Source organism: Thauera sp. JM12B12 (genome assembly GCF_039614725.1).
Classification (GTDB): Bacteria; Pseudomonadota; Gammaproteobacteria; order Burkholderiales; family Rhodocyclaceae; genus Thauera.
In genome coordinates this window covers 2,979,581-3,000,280 of record NZ_CP154859.1, presented here as the reverse complement: position 1 = coordinate 3,000,280, position 20,700 = coordinate 2,979,581, and the positions used below count along the sequence as shown (strand labels likewise).

At 66.3% G+C, this 20,700-nt stretch carries 18 protein-coding genes; 12 read left to right on the top strand and 6 right to left on the bottom strand.

Annotated elements, in window-relative coordinates:
* Positions 1 to 9: 9 nt before the first annotated feature.
* A complete protein-coding gene (locus AAG895_RS13565) occupies positions 10 to 2,037 on the bottom strand; it encodes a site-specific recombinase (RefSeq protein ID WP_345792533.1) in 2,028 nt (675 codons plus the stop codon).
* 181 nt (positions 2,038 to 2,218) lie between these two features.
* Here AAG895_RS13565 and AAG895_RS13560 point away from each other — a divergent pair, with 181 nt between their 5' ends.
* Entirely contained in the window at positions 2,219 to 4,141 is a 1,923-nt protein-coding gene (locus AAG895_RS13560; protein ID WP_345792532.1) for an ATP-binding cassette domain-containing protein, read from the top strand.
* A 154-nt stretch (positions 4,142 to 4,295) separates the two neighbouring features.
* Here the strand turns inward: AAG895_RS13560 and AAG895_RS13555 are convergent, their stop codons facing one another.
* The gene (locus AAG895_RS13555; RefSeq protein WP_345792531.1) at positions 4,296 to 5,198 is read right to left on the bottom strand and encodes a hypothetical protein; all 903 of its coding nucleotides are present in this window, start codon (positions 5,196 to 5,198) and stop codon (positions 4,296 to 4,298) included.
* Positions 5,199 to 5,259: 61 nt separating this feature from the next.
* On the bottom strand, positions 5,260 to 5,835 hold the full coding sequence (locus AAG895_RS13550; RefSeq protein WP_345792530.1) for a LemA family protein: 576 nt from the start codon (positions 5,833 to 5,835) through the stop codon (positions 5,260 to 5,262).
* A gap of 110 nt (positions 5,836 to 5,945) precedes the next feature.
* On the opposite strand from AAG895_RS13550, the gene AAG895_RS13545 reads away from it, so the two are divergent.
* Positions 5,946 to 7,154 carry an MFS transporter gene (locus tag AAG895_RS13545; protein ID WP_345792529.1) on the top strand — a complete coding sequence of 403 codons (1,209 nt, stop codon included), beginning with the start codon at positions 5,946 to 5,948 and terminating at the stop codon, positions 7,152 to 7,154.
* A complete protein-coding gene (locus tag AAG895_RS13540) occupies positions 7,154 to 7,279 on the top strand; it encodes a hypothetical protein (protein WP_345792528.1) in 126 nt (41 codons plus the stop codon). The genes AAG895_RS13545 and AAG895_RS13540 overlap by 1 nt, the downstream gene beginning before the upstream one ends.
* Before the next feature lie 25 nt (positions 7,280 to 7,304).
* On the opposite strand, the gene AAG895_RS13535 is transcribed toward AAG895_RS13540, so the two are convergent.
* Positions 7,305 to 8,174: an HDOD domain-containing protein gene (locus AAG895_RS13535; protein WP_345792527.1), complete on the bottom strand. Its 870-nt coding sequence runs from the start codon at positions 8,172 to 8,174 to the stop codon at positions 7,305 to 7,307.
* A gap of 166 nt (positions 8,175 to 8,340) precedes the next feature.
* Between AAG895_RS13535 and AAG895_RS13530 the strand changes: the two genes are divergently transcribed.
* The 3 genes from AAG895_RS13530 to AAG895_RS13520 all read left to right on the top strand — a co-directional run bounded on the left by AAG895_RS13530 (position 8,341) and on the right by AAG895_RS13520 (position 12,556).
* A complete protein-coding gene (locus AAG895_RS13530; RefSeq protein WP_345792526.1) occupies positions 8,341 to 9,336 on the top strand; it encodes an oxidoreductase in 996 nt (331 codons plus the stop codon).
* Positions 9,337 to 9,379: 43 nt separating this feature from the next.
* Complete coding sequence (locus AAG895_RS13525; RefSeq protein ID WP_345792525.1) at positions 9,380 to 10,567, top strand: response regulator; 1,188 nt, start codon at positions 9,380 to 9,382, stop codon at positions 10,565 to 10,567.
* 96 nt (positions 10,568 to 10,663) lie between these two features.
* Positions 10,664 to 12,556, top strand: a complete 1,893-nt coding sequence (locus AAG895_RS13520) for a propionate--CoA ligase (protein ID WP_345792524.1) — start codon at positions 10,664 to 10,666, stop codon at positions 12,554 to 12,556.
* 50 nt (positions 12,557 to 12,606) lie between these two features.
* Here AAG895_RS13520 and AAG895_RS13515 read toward each other — a convergent pair whose 3' ends face one another.
* The gene (locus AAG895_RS13515; protein ID WP_345792523.1) at positions 12,607 to 13,395 is read right to left on the bottom strand and encodes a PEP-CTERM/exosortase system-associated acyltransferase; all 789 of its coding nucleotides are present in this window, start codon (positions 13,393 to 13,395) and stop codon (positions 12,607 to 12,609) included.
* A 303-nt stretch (positions 13,396 to 13,698) separates the two neighbouring features.
* On the opposite strand from AAG895_RS13515, the gene AAG895_RS13510 reads away from it, so the two are divergent.
* The 3 genes from AAG895_RS13510 (at position 13,699) to AAG895_RS13500 (ending at position 16,206) form a co-directional block, all read left to right on the top strand.
* Positions 13,699 to 14,493 (top strand): methyltransferase domain-containing protein, encoded by a 795-nt coding sequence (locus AAG895_RS13510; RefSeq protein ID WP_345792522.1) that lies wholly within the window; start codon positions 13,699 to 13,701, stop codon positions 14,491 to 14,493.
* Entirely contained in the window at positions 14,490 to 15,242 is a 753-nt protein-coding gene (locus AAG895_RS13505; RefSeq protein ID WP_345792521.1) for a PEP-CTERM/exosortase system-associated acyltransferase, read from the top strand. Before AAG895_RS13510 ends, AAG895_RS13505 begins: the two co-directional genes overlap by 4 nt.
* 178 nt (positions 15,243 to 15,420) lie before the next feature.
* On the top strand, positions 15,421 to 16,206 hold the full coding sequence (locus AAG895_RS13500; protein ID WP_345792520.1) for a PEP-CTERM/exosortase system-associated acyltransferase: 786 nt from the start codon (positions 15,421 to 15,423) through the stop codon (positions 16,204 to 16,206).
* 116 nt (positions 16,207 to 16,322) lie between these two features.
* On the opposite strand, the gene AAG895_RS13495 is transcribed toward AAG895_RS13500, so the two are convergent.
* Complete coding sequence (locus AAG895_RS13495) at positions 16,323 to 17,228, bottom strand: PEP-CTERM sorting domain-containing protein (RefSeq protein ID WP_345792519.1); 906 nt, start codon at positions 17,226 to 17,228, stop codon at positions 16,323 to 16,325.
* 272 nt (positions 17,229 to 17,500) lie between these two features.
* On the opposite strand from AAG895_RS13495, the gene AAG895_RS13490 reads away from it, so the two are divergent.
* The 3 genes from AAG895_RS13490 to AAG895_RS13480 all read left to right on the top strand — a co-directional run bounded on the left by AAG895_RS13490 (position 17,501) and on the right by AAG895_RS13480 (position 20,627).
* Positions 17,501 to 18,373, top strand: a complete 873-nt coding sequence (locus AAG895_RS13490; RefSeq protein ID WP_345792518.1) for a ThiF family adenylyltransferase — start codon at positions 17,501 to 17,503, stop codon at positions 18,371 to 18,373.
* A gap of 114 nt (positions 18,374 to 18,487) precedes the next feature.
* On the top strand, positions 18,488 to 19,291 hold the full coding sequence (locus AAG895_RS13485) for an outer membrane lipoprotein-sorting protein (RefSeq protein WP_345792517.1): 804 nt from the start codon (positions 18,488 to 18,490) through the stop codon (positions 19,289 to 19,291).
* Positions 19,292 to 19,358: 67 nt separating this feature from the next.
* The gene (locus AAG895_RS13480; RefSeq protein ID WP_345792516.1) at positions 19,359 to 20,627 is read left to right on the top strand and encodes a hypothetical protein; all 1,269 of its coding nucleotides are present in this window, start codon (positions 19,359 to 19,361) and stop codon (positions 20,625 to 20,627) included.
* Positions 20,628 to 20,700: the final 73 nt, after the last annotated feature.

Here is a 20,700-nt window from a genome sequence, read left to right as displayed (position 1 = left end):
GCGCGCATTCTAGCCGTTCGGGGGCGTCGGACCAAGTGCCGGTTCGTCGCTTCGCGGTGGGAACAGGAATGCGCCGGGGGCGCGCAGCAGGCGCTTCGCCAGCAGCCCGCCGAGGCTGCGGCCCTGGGCGAAGCTGATGCGGCGCGCGCGCATGGCGACGCTCAGGGTGAGCATGAAGCTGACCAGCAGGTTGGTGATGCCGATCAGCAGGACCCCGCTCAAGGCGATTGCCACCGTGGTCGCGGGGATCGAGAAATCGAGTGCCGCCGAGGCATAGCCGAGGTAGGCCGAGGAAAAGGCGATGTGGCGGATGTCGATCGGCAGCCCGAACAGCACGCCGATCGCGGTGGCGCCGCCGAGCAGGAAGCCGAAGAAGAAGTTGCCGACGAGAGCGCCGATGTTCTGCTCGACATAGGCGGCGAAGCGGTCGGCGCGCGCCTCGCCGAGCAGCCGGCGCAGGCCGCGCAGCTGGCGCAGACGCTGCGGTACGCGGTTGTAGGCGGAGAGATTGTCGTAGTAGGCGGCGATCAGGCCCGACATGAACAGGCACACGCCTGCGATCGCAGCGTACAGCAGGGCGCCGCCGCGCGGGTCGATCTCGTCGAGCAATTCGTGCGCCTTCTCCGGGCTGACGAAGTGCTCGCCGGTCCCGAGCTTGATCAGCAGGCCCACGAGGAGCGCGACCGGGATGGCCACGCCGATGTTGCCGAGGATGGCGCCGGCCTGGCTGCGTATGGTGCGCACCACGAGGTCGGCCAGCGCCTCGAGATCGCGCGTCTTGCCCTTCGCCTCGCCGATCGAGGCGGCGATCGCGTTCGCGGTCATCGCCGGCTGCTTGGTGGCGACCGTGCCCCCGAGCATGTGGATGAGCATGAAGCCGAGGCCGTAGTTGAGGCAGTACGACAGCAGCTCGTTGAGCGGCGCCATGCCCTGGCTGCCGAGCACGATCTTGTTGGCGGCCATGAAGGCGATGATCAGGCCGCCGAGCGCGGCCGAGGCGATAAGCCCGAAATACTCGCCGCGCGAGCTGGTGATGTACTTTTCGCCGGTCTTGCTGGCGCTCTCCGTCATGCGCAGTGACAGCAGCTCGACGTTCTGCCCCCAGTAGTCGGACAGGATGTTCTTGCGGCACTCCGCCCGCACCAGGGTCTTGAACAGGCGCACGATGCGCGGCGCGGCGTCCTCGACGACGCGGCGCGCGCGCAGCTCGCTCAACAGCGAATTGAGCTCGTGGATGCGCTCGAGGTGCTGGCGCAGGCGCTCGAGCTTGAAGGTGAGCGTGAGGCTGGTGCCGATGCGCATCGCGCGCTTTCTCACGCGCTGCAGCACCTCGTCGCACTGGTGCAGCATCACGCTCAGATGCTTGTCGTCGGCGATCAGCGCGCCGGGGGTGGTCCACCAGTCGCTGTAGTGCTGGATGTAGGTCAGCAGTTCGGCGTTCTGCGCCAGGAAGGGGGATTCGTGCTCTTCCAGGTTGGGGTCGATGCGCACGAGCTCGCGGTCGAGCCCGATCGCCGACACGTGGAAGGACAGCACGCGCAGCGATTCCAGGATCTCGCTGACCGCGTTCGGCAGCGGGCTGGCGTCCTCCTCGAACATCGGCGACTGGTGGCCGACCAGCAGGCGCAGCAGCTCGAGCCAGTCCTCGTCGGCGATCGCGTTCACCCACACCTCGTCGTCGACGCGGTGGAACACGACCGAGAGCAGGTCCTTGAGATAGGTGGTGTCGACGACCTCCGGCAGCAGGCGTCCGCCGATCCGGCGCGAGGTCTCGGAGAAGAAGCCGGTGGACGGCAGCAGGCCGGAGGACACGTACATCGTCACCTGCTTGTGCTCGTCGAACAGCCGCAGCATGGCCCCGCGCAGGTTGTTCAGCAGCTCAGGACGGCGCGCCAGCAGGTGGTTCAGAGTGCGCAGGTTCTCGGTGGCCTTGTCGGTCTGCGTCGGGCGTGGCGGGCGCAGCTTGTCGACGAGGTCGACCCACAGGGCAACCTGCTGCTGTTCGGGCTGGCCGAAGCGTTCGAGAAGTCTTTCCATGTCGTGCAAGTACCTGTGTGCTGCGGATCGATGGCCCGCGAAGGGCGACGCAGGGGCCCCGGACGAGACCGCGCGAGCGGCCTGGGGCAGGAATTGTGCACTGCATTATGCGGTATTCCGCCGCCACCGCCAGTGCGGGGCTAAAATCCACGACCCCTTCCAGTCCTGAAACCCTGCGCCGATGCCCCTGCTTTCCGTCGATAACGCCTGTCTCGCCTTCGGTCACGTCGATCTGCTCGACCACGTGAGTCTTCAGCTCGATGCCGGCGAGCGTGTCGCCCTCATCGGGCGCAACGGCTCGGGCAAGTCCAGCCTGCTGCGTGCGCTCGCCGGGCAGGCGGCGCTCGATGATGGCACAGTGTGGCGGCAGGCCGAAATGGTCACCGCCTACGTCCCGCAGGAGCCGGATTTCGAGCTCGAGGGCGACGTGTTCGAGACCATCGCCGACGGCCTGGGCGCCGCTGCCCGCCTGCTGGTCGATTACCACGCCGCCATGGTCGCGGTGTCCGAGCATGCGAGCCCGGAGGCCTTGGCAAGGCTCGATGCCTTGCAGCATGCGGTCGAGGCGGCCGGCGCGTGGCGACTCAACCAGCGCGTCGAGCAGGTGGTCGCGCGTCTCGGACTCGACCCGGGGGCAAAGGTTTCCAGCCTCTCGGGTGGCGGGGTCAAGCGCGTTGCGCTCGCGCGCGCGCTAGTGGCCGAGCCCGACCTGCTGCTGCTCGACGAGCCCACCAACCACCTCGACCTCGACGGCATCCTGTGGCTGGAGGGCCTGATCCGCGACTTCCGCGGCGCGGTCATCGTCATCACCCACGACCGCGTGTTCCTCGACAGCGTCGCCACCCGCATCATCGAGCTCGACCGCGGCAAGCTCGCGAGCTACCCGGGGCGGTTCTCCGACTACCAGCGGCGCAAGGCCGAGGAGCTCGAGGCCGAGGAGAAGGCCGCCGCGCGCTTCGACAAGTTCCTCGCCCAGGAGGAGGTGTGGATCCGCAAGGGCGTCGAGGCTCGCCGTACCCGCAACGAGGGCCGCGTGCGCCGCCTCGAGGCGCTGCGCAACGCGCGCGCCGCGCGCCGCGACCGCCTCGGCGACGTCAGCCTGGCGGTGGACACCGGCGACAAGAGCGGCCAGATGGTGGCCGAGCTCACCCATGTCTCCAAGCGCTACGGCGACAAGATGGTGGTGCGCGACTTCTCCACCCGCATCCTGCGCGGCGACCGCATCGGCTTCATCGGCCCCAACGGCGCCGGCAAGACCACGCTGCTCAAGCTCATCCTCGGCGAGGTCGAGCCCGACGAGGGCACGGTACGCCGCGGCACCCGGCAGACGGTGGCCTACTTCGACCAGCTGCGCGCCCAGCTCGACCCCGAGCTGCCGCTCACCGAGGTGATCAGCCCGGGTTCGGACTACGTCGAGATCGGGGGCGACAAGAAGCACGTCATCGGCTACCTCGGCGACTTCCTGTTCGCGCCCCAGCGCGCGCGCTCGCCGGTCAAGTCGCTCTCCGGCGGCGAGCGCAACCGCCTGCTGCTGGCGCGCCTGTTCGCCCGTCCGGCCAACGTGCTGGTGCTCGACGAGCCCACCAACGACCTCGACATCGAGACCCTGGACCTGCTCGAGGAGTTGCTCGCCGGCTACGACGGCACCTTGTTCCTGGTCAGCCACGACCGCGCCTTCCTCGACAACGTCGTCACCCAGGTGATCGCCGCCGAGGGCGACGGGCGCTGGGGCGAGTACGCCGGCGGCTACGGGGACTGGCAGCGCGTGCAGGCCAGACGTGCGGAGGAGGCGGCCGCGCGCGAGCCGGCCAGGCGCGGTTCTGCGCCCGCCGACAAGCCGCGGGCGGCCGAGCCGAAACCGGCTGCGAATCGATCGAACAAGCTCTCCTTCAACGAGAAGCGCGAGCTCGAGGCGCTGCCGGACCGCATCGCCGCACTGGAAGACGAACAGACCGCGCTGCATGCGCGCATGGCCGACCCGGCGCTGTACCAGAGCGCCCCGCAGGAGATCGCGCAGATCAAGGCGCGGATGGAGGCGCTCGAAGGCGAGATCGAGGCCGCGATGCTGCGCTGGGAAGCGCTGGAGTCGCGCGCCGCGGGCTGAGCGGGGCCGGGTACCTTGCCCGTCCGCATAGGCGAGCCGTCCGTGGGGGCAACTGTCTGTGGGGGCGGGCTTGCCCGCGAATGGCGCAAGATCAAGCGCAACGTTCGCGGGCAAGCCCGCGCCCACGGCCAGGCGCCCCGCGAAGCTTCAAGCCTCAGATCACCCCGATCTGAACGAACCACGCCCCCGCCGCCGCCGCGGCCAGAAACACGCAGGCGTGGAAAGCCGCCAGCCAGCGGTAGTTGCGCCCGATCTGCCCGGGATCGCGGTCCGAGATCAGGAACAGCCGCTTGTCCGCCGGCCGCCGGATCACGTGCAGCTCGGGTGCGGCGAGCGCCTCGGCCTGCAGCCGGCGCACTTCGCGCCGCGCCTGGGAACGTGCCAGCTCCCATTCGCGGATGTCGATCTCGCCATTGCCGTCGAGGTCGAAGCGCGCCAGCAGGCCGGGTTGGTCGGCCTTCCAGCTTGCCAGCAGCTCGCGCACCTGCGCCGAGAGGTCGAAGTCGGTGCTGACGCTGCCCAGGGTGGCGAAGTCGCCCAGCACATACAGGCGGTCGTGGCGGATCAGTGACCATTGTGTGTAGCGCATGTTGTCGCGGTGCACGATGTCGCAGCGCCTGATCATCAAGTCCGCACCCTCTGGGTCGACCACGCACTGGCCGCTTGCGTCCTCGAGCAGGAACGAAGCGTGGCTCTCGTCCAGGCTTTCCCGCTTCCACTTGCCGTCGCGCTGGCGCGCCTCGACCAGTACGCGATACCACAGCACCGGCAACCCGTTGACCGGTGACAGGACGGGGGTGCCGCCGATCGGCTGGCCCCGGCCGCGCAGCTCGGTGTAGCCCTGGGCGGCCGACGCAATGCGCGAGGTGGGCGTATCCGCGATCAGGCGCGCATGGCGCAGCGCGCGCTTCCAGCCGAGCAGACCGGTGACCAGCAGCACGCCCAGGCCAGCGGCCGCCCCCGGTCCCTCGCCGGTGCTGAGTGCGAGCACGACGGCACCGAACTGCACGAAGGGCAGGACGATGTCCGTAGGGGTATGACGAAGCTGAACCAGCATCGGGTGATGGTCCGGCGGGTGCGCGCCGGGCGGCTAGCGGACGCCGCGCATCTGCCGCTTGTCAGGCACTGAACAGCGCCTTGAGGTCGACATCCGCCTTTTCGGCGACGCTGAACTGCAGCAGCGGTTGCGCGGTGTAGCTGAACAGGCGCGCGACGATGAGGTCGGGGAACTGCTCGATGCGCACGTTGTGCAGGTTGACCGACTCGTTGTACCACTCGCGGCGGTCGGCGATGCTGTTCTCGAGCGCGGTGATGCGCGTCTGCAGCTGCATGAAGTGCTCGTTGGCCTTGAGCTCCGGGTAGGCCTCGGCCACCGCGAAGATCTGCCCCAGGCCGGCGCGCAGCAGGTTCTCGGCCGCGCCCAGGGCGGGCACGTCGTGCGCTTCACGCGCCTTGGCCACGCGCGCACGCGCTTCGGTCACGCGCGCCAGCGTCGCCTGCTCGAACTGCTTGTACTGGCGGCACACCTCGACCAGCTTGGGCAGCTCGTCATGGCGCTGCTTGAGCAGCACGTCGATGTTGGCCCAGGCCTTGGCGATGTTGTGCTTGAGCTGCACCAGGCCGTTATAGACCACCACGCCGTACACCAGCGCGAGGACGATGAGGGCGAGGAAGACTGCGGTGCCGATGCTCATTTAAGGACTCCAGTTGGTTCAGCGTCATCTTATACTCGCGCCCTCGTCGCAACCGTTACGCATGCCACAGCGGCCCGCAATCAGGGCCGCACGAAGCGGAAGTTCCCGTCTTGCCATTCCAGAGTCCCTCCTTCCTGCGCCGTCCGGCCGTCGTCATGGTCTGCGGCGCGCTCATCCTCACGCTCGCCATGGGCGTGCGCCACACCGGCGGCCTGTTCCTGCAGCCGATGACGCTCGACCAGGGCTGGTCGCGCGAGCTGTTTTCCTTCTCGATCGCCTTGCAGAACCTGCTCTGGGGGCTGTTCCAGCCCTTCGCCGGCGCCTTCGCCGACCGCCACGGCGCCGGGCGCACGCTGGTCGGCGGCGCGCTGCTCTACATCGCCGGCCTGGTGATCATGGCGCACGCCGACACCGCGCTCGGTCTCAACGTCGGCGCCGGGCTGCTGATCGGCATGGGCCTGTCGGGCACCACCTTCAGCGTGGTGCTGGGGGTGATCGGGCGCATGGCGGCACCGGAGAAGCGCAGCATGGCGCTGGGGTTGGCCTCGGCGGGCGGCAGCTTCGGGCAGTTCGCGGTGCTGCCGGTGGGGCAGGGGCTGATCAGCATGGTGGGCTGGCAGGATGCGCTGCTGTGGCTGGCGCTCGGGATCGCGTTGATCATCCCGCTGGCGGCGGCGGTCACCGGCACCAGCGATCGTGCCAGCGGCGTGCAGCAGTCGTTGCGCGAAGCGCTCGCCGAGGCGGTGCGCACGCCGAGCTTCCATTACCTGTTCTGGAGCTTCTTCGTCTGCGGCTTCCAGACCGCCTTCATCATGCTCCACCTGCCCGCCTTCGTCGTCGATGGCGGCATGTCGGCCAACATCGGCATGACCGCGGTGGCGCTGATCGGGCTGTTCAACATCTTCGGCTCCTTCCTGTCGGGCTGGCTGGGCGGGCTGTACAGCAAGAAGTGGCTGCTGGCGTGGATCTACGCGCTGCGCATCGTCGCCATCCTGGCGCTGCTGCTGTTCCCGCTGTCGCAGCTCACGCTCTACCTCTTTGCCGCGGTGATGGGCCTGCTGTGGCTGGGCACGGTGCCGCTCACCAGCGGCCTGGTCGGGCACATCTTCGGGCTGCGCTATGTGGGCATGCTGTACGGCATCGTCTTCCTCGGTCACCAGATCGGCGGCTTCCTCGGCGCCTGGCTGGGGGGGCGGATCTTCGACCTCAGCGGCTCGTACCTGATGGCGTGGTGGCTGTCGATCGCACTGTCGGTGATGGCGGCGGCGCTGTCGCTGCCGGTGCGCGAGGCGCCGCTGGTGCGCGCGGAGGCCCGCTGATGCGTGGCTGGATGCGCCTGGCCCTGATCGTGCTCGCGGCGGCGGTGCTCGGGCTGATCTTCGCCGCCTATCAGCATCCGGCCTTGCTTCTGGACTTCGGCAATCTGCTGCTGATGTGCGGCTGAGCGCCTCTGCGCCTGCGCTGCGCCTTCAGGCGGCGGGTGGCGGGGCGGGGGGCAGGAAGCGGGCGCGCATGTCCTCGGGCACGCCGAGGCGGTGCAGCAGCGGCTCGCGCGCCATGTGCAGCAGGCCCTCGAGGGCGGCGATGTCGTCGGGCAGGGCGGCGTCGCCCCAGCCGTTGCCGAGGTGGCGGGCGAAGTCGGCGGCGAGCTGGATGGTGCGCACGCGCGGATTGTCCTGCTGGCTGTCGTCGAGCAGCGTCACCAGCAGCTCGGGCAGGTGCCAGGCGCGGATCAGCGCAAGCTGGAGCTCCGCTGCGCTCACGCCGAACACTGCGCGCTGGGCCGTGGCGCTGCGCAGGCCGGGCGCCCGCCTCTGATGCTCATGGACCTGCAGGGTGAGGCCCGGCGCATGGATCCAGCACACGATCTCGGTGGCCTCGTGCAGGAGGGTGGCGACGACGATTTCCTGCACGTCGAGGTCGCGGCGGATGACCGCGAAGTCGCGCGCATAGTCGGCCGCGCGGCGCGCGCGCGTGATCACCTTGAGCACGCCGATGAGCGCGCGCGGCTGGGCGGCAAGCGCGTCCTCCACCGTGGGCAGGTCGGAGAAGGCGGCGAAGAAGGGCTCCACGCCCATCATCATCACCGCGCGCTCGATGGTCGTGATGTCGTGGTTCTGCGACTGGCGGCGATGGCGCTCGAGGTGGGTGAGCAGGCGCATCGTCATCAGCGGATCGGCGAGCACGATGCCGGCGAGATGGCGGGCACCGACGTTCTCGCCGCTCTCGCGCAGGGCAGCGAATGCACGCACCGTGTGGCGCAGCACCGGCAGGTCGGCGTTCGAGAAGGCCTCGACGTAGGCCTGTACCGAGGGCAGGGGATGTTCGAGCAGGGGCATGCGTGGTGTCGCTCAGGAGGTCCAGCAGTTTAACGGCGCCGGGGCCCCGCGACTTGAGCGGCTTTCGTCTCTCGAAAGCTGCTGCCCGGGCCAGCGTCGGTTGCGGCTATAATTATGGATCACGACACGCGCGGGGCGGCCCGGGCGTTCGACAGGAGACTCGGGAATGAATCCTTTCAAGGCTTTCTTGATCGACCAGGACGAGAACCGCAAGGTGGTGAGCCGCATGGGCACGCTCACCGCCGAGCAGCTCGATGCCGGCGAAGTCACGATCCGGGTGCACTACTCGAGCATCAACTACAAGGATGCGCTTGCCGCCACCGGCGCGGGCAAGATCATCCGCCGCTTTCCCTGCGTGGGCGGCATCGACCTGTGTGGCGAAGTGGTCGACAGCGCCGATGTGCGCTTCAAGGCGGGCGACAAGGTCATCGCCACCAGCTTCGACATCGGCGTGGCCCACCACGGCGGCTATGCCGAGTACGCACGCGTGCCGGCGGGCTGGGTGGTGCCGCTGCCGGCCGGGCTGGATCTGTTCGAGGCGATGGCGCTCGGCACCGCGGGCTTCACCGCGGCGCTCGGGATCGTGCGCATGGAAGACAACGGCCTGGCGCCCACCAACGGCCCGGTGATCGTCACCGGCGCCACCGGCGGCGTGGGCGCGCTGGCGATCGACATGCTGTCGCAGCTCGGCTACCACGTGGTCGCGCTCACCGGCAAGGAAACCGAGGCCGACTACCTGAAGATGCTCGGCGCCGCCGAGATCCTGCTGCGCTCGACGATCGACTTCGACAAGGTGCGCCCGCTCGAGGCTGCGAAATGGGCCGGCGCGGTCGACAACGTCGGCGGCCAGATCCTGCACTGGGTGCTGGCGACCATGAAGCAGGCCGGCACGGTGGCGAGCATCGGCAACGCGGCGAGCTTCAACATCGACACCACGGTGTTCCCCTTCATCCTGCGCGGCGTGAGCCTGCTCGGGGTGGATTCGGGCTACATGGGCTTCCCGACCCGCCAGCGCGTGTGGGATCGCCTGGCCACGGACCTCAAGCCGCGCCACCTCGCCGCGATCACGCGCACGATCGATTTCGACGCGCTGCCGGGGGCCTTCGACGACTTCATCCACGGCCGCGTCAAGGGCCGCACCGTCGTACGCATCGGCGCCTGAGACGGGCCGGGGACCGCAGGAAAACGGTACGGGGGATAGGGCGATGAGCGACGACGGCAAGCTCCCCCGCATCCTCGTGGTCGACGACTCGCGCATGGTGCGCGCGTCGATCGTCAAGCACATCCGCGGCCGCTTCGAGGTGCGCGAGGAGCCGGACGGCGAGGCGGGCTGGGAGGCCTTGCTGGTCGATCCGGGCATCGAGCTGGTCCTCACCGACATCGGCATGCCGCGGCTCGACGGCTACGGGCTGCTCGAGCGCATCCGCGCCTCGAAGGTCTCGCGCGTGCGCGAGCTGCCGGTGGTGATCATCTCCGGCGACGAGGACGAATCCGCGCGCGAGCGCGCGCTGGCGCTCGGCGCGAACGGCTTCATCCCCAAGGGCTCGGGCAGCGTCGAGCTGCTCGCCACGCTGAGCTCACTGGTGCGCCTGGCGAAGACGCAGAGCGAGCTCGAGCGCAGCCGGGCGGCGCTCGCGCAGCAGAGCGCGGTGGACCCCGACTCCGGCCTCGTCACCCCGGCCTACCTCGAGCACCGCGGCACCCAGGCGGTGGCCGAGGCGCGCCGCCGGCAGTCCGACATCGGTGCGATGGTGATCGGGGTCGACCAGTACGACGAGCTCGTCGGCCGCTATGGCGACCACGTCGCGCAACTGGTCCTGCGCAAGCTCGGCAAGCTGATCACCGGCCGCATCCGCGCCGAGGACACGCTGTCGCAGCATGCCACCGCGCAGTTCGCGCTGCTGTCGCCGGGCATCGACCGCGTGTCGAGCTGCGCCTTCGCGCTGCGCGTGCGCAGCAGCGTCGAAAAGCTGGTGATGGCGTATCGCGACGAGCGCATCCGCGTCACCCTCAGCATCGGCGTCGCCAACGCCGTGGCCGACGGGCGTCAGGCGGTGAGCGAGCTGCTCGCGCTCGCTGCCGAGCGCGCGGCACATGCGAGCGCAGCAGGGGGCAATCGGGTGCTCGGTGCGGCCGGTGAGGTCGATGCGGCCGAGATCGAGCGCGAACTCGCCCGCCAGCCCGGGCTCGACGCCGTGCTGCGCCAGGTGCGCGCCGGCGCGCGTGACGAGGTTGCACGCCAGCTGCCGGGCGTGATCGCGGCGCTGATGCCGCTGCTCGAATTGATAGAATCGCAGTACCAGGTCGGACTACCGCTCGCCAGACTACAGGCGATCCAGGATAAGGGCGGGGACGACCACGACGACGGGGAGGCCACCCGGACCTCCGTCTGAATCGGTGCGCTGCCGCGATCGTCGCGCTGTCCCGGCGTGGCGAGGCGGAGGGCGTGCCATCCAGGACCAGGGATCATCGAAGGGAGAGAGGAAGCAATGAGCGATTACCAACAGTTCCACCGCCGTTCCATCGAAGACCGTGACGGGTTCTGGGCCGAACAGGCCCAGCTCGTGCATTGGAACAAGCCCGCAGAGCAGATCTGCGACTTTTCCAAGCCGCCGTTCGTCAAGTGGTTCAAGGGCGGCGAGACCAACCTGTGCTTCAACGCCGTCGATCGCCACGCCGCCGCGCGCCCGAACGACCGCGCGCTGGTGTACATCTCGACCGAGACCAACGAGGAGAAGGTCTACTCCTTCGCCGAGCTGCAGCGCGAGGTCGAGCGCATGGCGGCGATCTACCAGGAGCTCGGCGTCAAGCGCGGCGACCGCGTGCTGATCTACATGCCGATGATCGCCGAGGCGGCGTTCGCGATGCTGGCCTGCGCGCGCATCGGCGCCATCCACTCAGTGGTGTTCGGCGGCTTCGCGGCCGGCTCGCTCGCCACCCGCATCGACGACGCCAAGCCGGTGCTGATGGTCAGCTCGGACGCCGGCATGCGCAACGGCAAGCCGGTGCCCTACAAGCATCTGGTGGATGAAGCCTGCAAGCTCGCCGAGTTCCCGCCCGCCAAGGTGCTGATCATCGACCGCGGCCTGGACAAGGGTTTCCCCAAGGTCGACGGGCGCGACGTCGATTACGGCGAGCTGCGCGCCAAGCACATGGACGCCCAGGTGCCGGTGACGTGGCTGGAATCCTCCGAGCCGAGCTACATCCTCTACACCTCTGGCACCACCGGCAAGCCCAAGGGCGTGCAGCGCGACACCGGCGGCTACACGGTGGCGCTGGCCGCGTCGATGAAGCACATCTTCACCGGAGAGCCGGGCGAGACCATGTTCTCGACCTCGGACATCGGCTGGGTCGTGGGCCACAGCTACATCATCTACGGCCCGCTGCTCGCCGGCATGGCCACGATCATGTACGAAGGCACGCCGCTGCGCCCGGACGCCGGCATCTGGTGGCAGATCGTCGAGAAGTACAAGGTCAGCGTGATGTTCTCCGCGCCCACCGCGGTGCGCGTGTTGAAGAAGCAGGATCCGGCCTTCCTCAAGAAGTACGACCTGTCCTCGCTCAAGCACCTGTTCCTGGCCGGCGAGCCGCTGGACGAAACCAGCCACCAGTGGATCATGGAAGAGCTCGGCATCCCGGTCATCGACAACTACTGGCAGACCGAAACCGGCTGGCCGATGCTCGCCATCTGCCGCGGCGTCGAGGACAGCCCGATCAAGCTCGGCTCGCCCGCCTTCCCGGTCTATGGCTACGACCTGCGCATCTTCCGCGAGGACGGCACCGAGTGCGGCGCCAACGAGAAGGGCATCGTCGGCATCGTCCCGCCGCTGCCGCCGGGCTGCCTGTCGACCGTCTGGGGTCAGGACGAACGCTTCGTCAGCACCTACTTCAGCCTGTTCAAGGATCCGGTGGTGTATTCCTCGTCCGACTGGGGCATCAAGGACGACAAGGGCTACCACACCATCCTCGGCCGCATGGACGACGTCATCAACGTCGCCGGCCACCGCCTGGGCACGCGCGAGATCGAGGAGGCGGTGCAGACGCATCCGGCGATCGCCGAGGTGGCGGTGGTGGGCGTGCATGACGAGCTCAAGGGCCAGATGCCGATGGCCTTCGCGGTGGTCAAGAACGCCGCCGACGTCGACACCGCCGAGAAGCGCGCCGCGCTCGAGAAGGAGGTGATGAAGAAGGTGGACGAGAGCCTCGGCGCGATCGCGCGTCCGGCGCGCGTGCACTTCATCGGCGGCCTGCCGAAGACGCGTTCGGGCAAGATGCTGCGGCGCTCGATCCAGGCGCTGGCCGAAGGGCGTGACGCGGGGGATCTGACGACGATCGACGATCCGAGCACGCTGGAGCAGATCAAGGAGGCGCTGAAGGGCTGAGGCCGGGTGTCAGCTTCAGAAACGGGGCCCGCGTGGCCCCGTTATTGCGTCTATTGCTCCGAGCGTGGAAGCTCAGGAGCCACTGGTCTCTTCGGGCCGGTGAGCACGCCGAGCGCCATCTCTGCATGAATGTGTTCCCATAGTGGCCTCAGAGATGGCTTCAAGTCGGAGATGATCTCCGGAACCTTGAGCATCGAGGGGATCCGTGCCCCGCGGTGCATCACGGGGCCGCCGATCTGCCGAATCTTGACCCCGAGTCGCGCGAAATGTACCGCTAGCCGAGGTTCGGTCAGTACGAAGAGTGTGTCGATTCCATTGTGGGCAGCCAATGCGACCGCGCCGAGGTAAAGGCTGATTGGGACATAGGGAAAGCGGGGTTGGTCGATGGCGCCGTAGTCGCCATGGTCGAGGCCGAAGACCTGCCGTGCTTCGCCCCGCCTCCGCCGATAGGCAGCCACTACGGCGAGGCGTGACACTTCGCCGATCCGGTGACGATCCAAGCGTGCGGGGTCGATCACGTTGCGATCCAGCGTATGGGCACAGGTGATCTCGAACGGAAGCAAGTAATCCGGAGCGTCGGGGCGGGCGAAGACCAGGCGAGTGCAGCCAACTGGCTGCGCAGTTTGATCTGCTGACTGTAGCAAGCAGTGCAAGCTGTTGCTGTCGTGGGCGTCGACTTCTCGGCGGTCGGTCCGCTCGGGCTCGAATTTCAAGTCCTCGCAGTACACTTGGTGGCGTATATTGAAGACGATGTCCCTCTGAATTGGAGTTACTGCTGCGCTGATGCGGAAGTATTTCCTGAAACCATTGACTAGATTGACGTTGCCGGTCGGGAGCATATTTGGATTCCATGCTGATGCGTGGCTGGTGACTGAGGTGGGCCGATCCGTGCAACTGAAAAGTTGTGCTGACGAGTCACTCAGCCTCCCTTTGCGCGAGCCCTCAAGAGCCCTCAATCGTTTTGGGTGTTGGCATTGTCATTATGCTGCGGCAACCTCAGAACGTGATTCACATGTTGATTCAAGTCTCCCCGCCGCCCTCCGTAAACCTTGCCATCTACGGCCTTGCCTTTTGGTGCATCGCGCACTTGGACGTGGACGACGTGCCGCCGTCGGCACAATCGATCGAGTGATCCTCAAGTCATGACTACTGGCTCGTACAATTTCGAAAGCTTGGGCGACGCGTCGTTTCAGACCGAGCGTCTCTATCAGCAATCGCAGGCCATTCGCGGCATGGAGGCAGGCATCTTGCGAGCCGCAGGGCTTGCGCCCGATCACGACGTGCTCGAGGTTGGCAGTGGCCCGGGCTTCGTGTCCGACCTCCTCGCCGAGCTTGCGCCGGAGGGTAGCCTGCATGCCGTCGAACCCAGCCCGACCCTGTCTGCACAAATAGAGACCAACGTCCGAAACCGGCCTGCGCGAGGGCTGTTCGTTCACCAGGCCTTCGGTAATGCCTTGCCGCTCGACGACGCACAGGTCGATTTTTCTTATGCGCGCTTCGTCCTGCAGCACATTCCGCAGTCACTCGACGTGGTGCGGGAAGTCCATCGCGTCACGCGTAGCGGCGGGCGCTTCTGCGCAGTCGATTCCGACGATGGGCTGGTGATCTTCCATCCCGCAGAGCAGCGGGTGAGCGACTTGCTGCACGATGCGCAGACGGTCCAGGCCGCACAGGGCGGAGACCGCTTCATCGGCCGCAAGCTGCAGGCCCTGTTGACCGAGGCAGGGTTCGTCAATGCCAAAAGCCGTGTCCTGGCGCTCACCAGCAGCGAGCTGCCTTTTCAGGTGTTGTTCAATATCCTGCTCGGCTACAAGGCCTCGCTGCTCGGCGGTGCGGTGGACGTTCGTGCGCTTTACGAGGAGCTCGCCGACAAGGTGGCGTCAGGGCGGCTGATGGTGGCCGCAGGCGTCTTCATCGTATCCGGTGAGAAGGCATGAGTAACACGCTTGGTTTGGGATGGGACATGGAAACCACTTATTTTCGAGTCGAGGAAGTGAAGCCGGGTTCGCCCGCCTACGAGCGCTATCTGGAGGCGCGCTACGAGGTTTTTTGTGCCGAACTGGGGCGTGTCGAGCCCACCGATTCATGCTCCAGCAACGGCCGGCCGATCGAAACCGACAGCTACGACGCGTGCAGCCGGCATTTCGTCGCCTTCTACAAGCCCGACGATTCGGTGGCGGGTTTCGTACGTGTGATTCTGCCCAATGAGCAAGGGCTCAACGTGACCCCGCGCTACGTCATCGACGATCCGCTGCCTTATCCCGATGCGACGGACGATCGTATCGGCGAGATTTCGCGTATGGCGATCGCGCAGCATTTTCGGCGGCGCCACTCCGACCAGGGCAAGCCCATCCAGGGCGACCCCGGCAGTGAGATGTCCATGCGCCCCGAAGGGCTGCGCCGGCACCAGCCTGAGCTCGTCCTGGGCCTCTACCGGGAGATCTATCAGCTTTGCAAGGCGATCGGTGTCGGCTACTGCGTGGCCGCGATGGACAGCCACTTCAGCCGCATGCTCATCGCCCTCGGCTTTCCGTTCGTGCCGGTGGGGCCCGTCAACGAGGCTGTAAAGCCGCCGCGCCGTGTTTTCCTGGTCAGCGCGGCCGAGATGGAGCGTAGCCTCGCCGCCCGCGAGGAGGCTGTGCTGCGCTTCATGCAGGCGCAGCAGGCGGAGTCGGTCAAGACTTGAGCGTGTATTGACCTCACCATTCCAGTGATTCAGCTTCTGAGTGTGAGCTTTGTCACGAATAGATTTACAATTCCCTTGACGGTCCTTTCGCGAGCCTGGGTTATCTTCCTCGGCAACATACGCGTGCGAATGCTTGGATGCATCGCGCTGCTACACACGCGTGATCCTTAAGGTGTGGATGGTGCTGGAAAAATACGAATACTCTGTGGTCGAGCCCGGCACGGGCGCTTACGCGGAATACCTGGCCTTGCGCCACGAGGTGTTCTGCGAGGAATTGTGCCGGATCGTGCCCGATGGGCGCAGCGCAGGTGGCGTCGCCATCGAAAGTGACGACTATGACGTGCATAGCGTGCATGTGCTGTGCCGCTTGAAGGACACGGGCGTTGCGGTTGGCTGCACGCGGCTGATCCTGCCTGGGCCGAAAGGCCTTAATGTCAATGCACGCTACAAGCTGTCGGGCTTGCCGGAGAGCCCGAGCGGGCAGGTTGGCGAAATCGGCCGTCTGGCGCTTGCGTCAAGCTTGCGCAGACACCGTGCCGAAGCCTCGAGCATCGGCGGGCGCCGCCGTGCGTTGAGCGCGGCGGGCGATTCGGTGCACTCCATGCTCAAGCGCGAAGGGCCAGTCGTTGCGCTGGGCTTGTACCGCGAAATCATCAACCTCGCCAACCGCTATGGCATCACGCACTGCTACGCGGCAATGGAGCCCGCGCTTGCGCGCTTACTGAACCGGCTGGGTTTTCCCTTTCATGAGGCGGGCCCGCTGAACACCGCAGTCAGCCCGGCGCGTCAGCCCTATCTGATCGGGGCGCATGCTGCCAAGGCGGGGCTGGCGGCGCGTAATTCGTGCTTGTATCGGTTCATGTTCGGTGGGGGCGATGTGGAGCCGCAGGTGCAGAGAACGGACGGAATGTGGCCGATTGCGTCGGAGGTCAAGAGCTACCGTGACGTTGGCTTGCACATCTGATCGGCAGCCTCGCCGGCCAGTGGTCGCGCGGAATTGTTCCGGGCCTCTCCGGCCGGCACCAAAACAAAAAAGCCGCGCAGTCAATGCGCGGCTTTTTACTGATTCTGCTGACAGGATCAGGCTGCTTTCTTCATGCGACGCGTAGCGCCGAGGCCGATCAGGCCGAGGCCGAGGAGGGCAAGGGCGCTCGGTTCCGGGACGGTGGTGGTCCGCCCGCGAATATCAGCGGTACCACTATGCGTGACAAGACCCCCTGTGGCGTTGCTCAGTTGTTCGTCAAGGCCAAAGCTTGAGTTGAAGAAGATGTCCGGGCAGTAAGTCCCACCTGAAACGTCGCATTGGAGGTTTGCGTTATTTGTATCAAGGTACGGGTTTGCAACGCCTTGGTTGCCGAGAGCTGTTTGAGGGTTGCGCGTGTCACCGGCGTAGACGATGTTCAGATAGGCGTTGCCCGAGCCGGCCAGAGTTGCCAAGTCCGTGTTCGTCAGATCGCCAATGAGCGTTGCAGTCGCAGGAATGTTGGGGTCGGAACCGCCAGCTTGACGCTGCGGGATCGCGGCAAGGCTCAACCATAGAGATCCATCGCTGGCAGATGCACCACTCGTTTCAAGGAAGTTCTGTGCATTGTCAACATAGACGTTGATCCATCCGCCGCTGAAAGCGAACTCTGTGCCGTTAAAACCCAGAAAACCCGTATCGTCGAATGCTGTTCCAACTCCGTCGCTATCCTCCGGATTGATGTCAAGGAGAGTAAAGCCACCAAACGTAAAGGTAATCTCGCACCCGGGGCAGAACGTCGTAACGTTGCTGTTCCCGTTGATCGAGTTGATTTTTCCGTATCCGCTGATCGTGTCACCCGCAAGGGAAGCAACGTTCTCGAAAACCTCACCAGCCGATCTGAAATCGAGAACGAAATTCTCATTCCAAGTGACGCCGCCGACCGTGATGGCGCTAGCGGAGCCGGAAGTAAGCGCAAGGCCGGCGGCAGAAATGAGCGATGCTGCAATCTTGTTCAGTTTCATGATGGAACTCCAGATTAACGTTGATCATGAGCCGAAGCCCTCGACTCCGCTCTTTGTTAAGCAGGTTTTGTGCCTATTCGTTATCACCATCAAAAACAATGGCTTGTAGGGCTGAGCACCAGCACGACGCACTTTAGTGTAAAAAAAACCGACACCTCGTTGGTGGTCGATACGTACTACTCCACGCAAGTGTCGATCGTGGATTCCGCCCTTGTAATCCCGCCGGCTCTGCGAAAATATGACGCCAACCCCGCCATCGCCGGAGACCTGTCTTGACCGCCTTCAACTACAACGAAGCCTTCAGCCGCAACCTCGGCGTCGTCAGCACCGCCGAGCACGAACGCCTGCGTAACGCCACCGTCGCCATCGCCGGCATGGGCGGGGTCGGCGGCGACTACCTGATCAGCCTGGTGCGCGCGGGCGTCGGCGGCTTTCACCTTGCCGAGTTTGACGAGTTCGAGCTGGCGAACTTCAACCGCCAGTACGGCGCCAGTGTGCCGACGTTGGGGCGGCGCAAGCTCGAGGTGATGGTGGAGCACGCGCGGGCGATCAACCCCGAGCTGCGCATCACCACCTTCGAGGACGGCATCCAGCCCGGCAACATCGACGCCTTCCTCGATGGGGTCGACCTGGCGGTGGATGCGGTCGATGCGTTTGCAGTGGACAAGCACCCGCTGCTGGTCAACGCGGCCACCAAGCGCGGGCTGGCGACCATCGCCGCCGTGCCGCTGGGGCTGGGGGCAGGCGTGCTGGCCTTCGGGCCCAAGGGCATGGCCTACGACGACTACTTTGCGATCACGCCCGACATGAGCGAGGACGAGAAGATCGTGCAGTTCCTGCTCGGCTTCGCGCCCGAGCTCTATCACTTGCGCTATCTAGACCCGAACTCCATCAACCTCAAGGCGCGCAAGGGGCCGAGTTCGGTGGCGGGCTGCAAGCTGTGCGCGGGCTTCATCACCACGCAGGCGCTGGTGGCGTTGCTGCATCCCGAGGCGCTGCGCTGCGTCCCCTGGTATACATATCTGGATGCGCGCGTCGGCCGCTTTCATCACCGCCGGCTGTGGATGGGCAACCGAAACCCACTGCAGCGCCTGAAGAGTTACATCGCCAAGCGCCGGCTGGCCAAGCTCGACGTCCAGCGCTGAGGTAGGTGCGCCCACGCCGATACGTTGTGCGACTGGGCTAGAATGCCCCAGTAATTCGCGCTTGCGGCGGGGGGAGTGATGAAGGAATTTCAGGTGCCGGCGCGCCGACAGTTCATGATGCGCGTGTCGCGTGCGCTCGCGGGGCTGGGCGCGGGATTGCTGATTGGGTCCGTCGCGCTGGCGGATGACGCCGGGCTGGCGCTGGCGCAGCGCGTGTACGACCGCGCGGACGGCCAGGACGCCACCTCCGTGGTCACGATGGCGCTGACCGAAGAAGGGCGCAGTCCACGGGTGCGCAGCATGGTGCTGTACCGGCTGAGCGGCGAGGGGGGCGAGGTGTCGACGCTCATCCGCTTCACCGAGCCTGCCGATATTGCAGGTACCGGCCTGCTGACGCTCGATTCGGCCGACGGTGCATCGAACCAGTGGATCTATCTGCCCGCGATGCAGCGCGTGCGCCGCGTAGACTCGAACCGCAAGGGCGGACGGTTCGTCAATTCCGACTACTATTTCGAGGATTTGCGCGACCGCAAGCCGACGATGGACACGCACCGCGTGATCGGTCGGGAGACCGTCGATGGGGTCGCCTGCGAGGTGCTGGAGAGCGTGCCGGTGGAGGCGAGCAATTCGGTGTATCTGCGGCGGGTGAGCTGGATCGATCCGGCGAGCCTGTTGCCGCTGCGAGTGGACTTTTACGAGAAGAACGCCGAGCAGCCGGCCAAGCGCCTCGAGGTGGTCAAGCGCGAACAGGTTCAGGGCTACTGGACCGTAATCGATAGCACGATGACGGACCTGCGTAGCGGGCATCGAACGCAACTGGTGGTGGAGCGCATCGTCTACGACCGCGGCCTGCCGATGCGGCTGTTCAGCGCAAAGGCGCTCGAGGACGAGCGAGGCGAGAAGGAATTCCGGCCCTGAGGGGCGGCCGTTGCCGCAGCGACTGTGGCGTGGCTACCCCGGGGATAAACAACGAAGGGATAAGGGCATGCAGTGTGAACAACAGGGTAGCCGGCTTCTGCGCGGCATTGTTGCGGTTGCGTGCGGGCTGCTGGTCTCGGTGGCTGCAGCCGCTGAGGGCGAGGGGCTCGGGCTCAAGGTGGATGGCCTGCGCTTCGAGTTCGGCGCATTTGCAGATCACCCCGGCGCGTCGGGCGATGGCTTTGCGCAGATGGCGATCAGCGCTGGGGGCGGTGAGGGTGACTGGAGCTATGCGATTGGGGCGCGTGTTGATGCCTTGTCGCAGTTCGGTAGCCAGGACTTCAGTCGCGCGCGGGCGGACTACACCGAGAACTACCTGCGCTGGCGCGGCGAGGATGCGCGCCTGACCTTCGGCACCCAGAACGTGATGTGGGGGCGGGTTGATGAGATCTCGCCAATCGACCGCATGAGCCGCGCCGACCTGTCGCGTGCGATGCTCGACAGGCTGCCCGACCGTCGCCGTGCGGTACCGGCGGTGCGCGCGGAATACTTCGGCGAGGACTTCAAGCTCGACGCGGTGTGGCTGCCGCTGTTCGATGAGGCGGTGATGCCGCATCGAGACAGTGTGTGGCATCCGGTGGATACGGTGAACGGCCGCCTGCTCGGTTTTGGCACGCTGCCCGGCCTGGTGGGCGTAAAGGTGCGCGCGTCCGACGAGGAGGGTAGCGGCGGGGGCGGGCTGCGCCTGACTGCCGGCGGCGACGGGCTGGACTACGGCTTCAGCGTGCAGCGCGTGCGCCAGTCGCAGCCCTACTACCGCGTGTCGCCCGGTGTGCTGACGGCGATTCACCCCTACGATACGGTGGTCGGCGCTGAGCTTGAGGCCGAGCACCTCGGCGCGACCTGGCGCATGGAGCTGGCCTGGCGCAGCGACGTACCGCTGACTACGCCCGCTTTCCAGTACCGCACCGACCCCGGCATCGATCTGGTGGTGGGCGCGGAGTTCTTCCCTGGTGACGGCGAGACGCGCGTGACCCTGCAACTCGCCGGCCACCGCACGCTTACCGACGTGTCGGTGCTCGACCGCACGGAGTTCTACCTCATGACCGGCGAGATAGAGCATCCCTTCGCCAATGGGCGCTGGCGGGCGGATCTGCGGTTCATGCTCGGCCTGGGCGAGCGTGACGTCTATGTCAATCCGCGCCTGACCTACACCGGCATCGACCAGCACGAACTCTTCGTCGCTGCGCATCTGTTCAGTGGTTCCGCGGAGACCCTGGGCGGGTACTACAACGACAACGACGCGGTGATGGTGGGCTGGCAGGCAAAGTTCTGAATGAAGGTGACCCGGTACCTGCAGCGTGTGAGCATGGCGAACAGGTTGCGGCTTGATCTTGCAGAGGGCGACT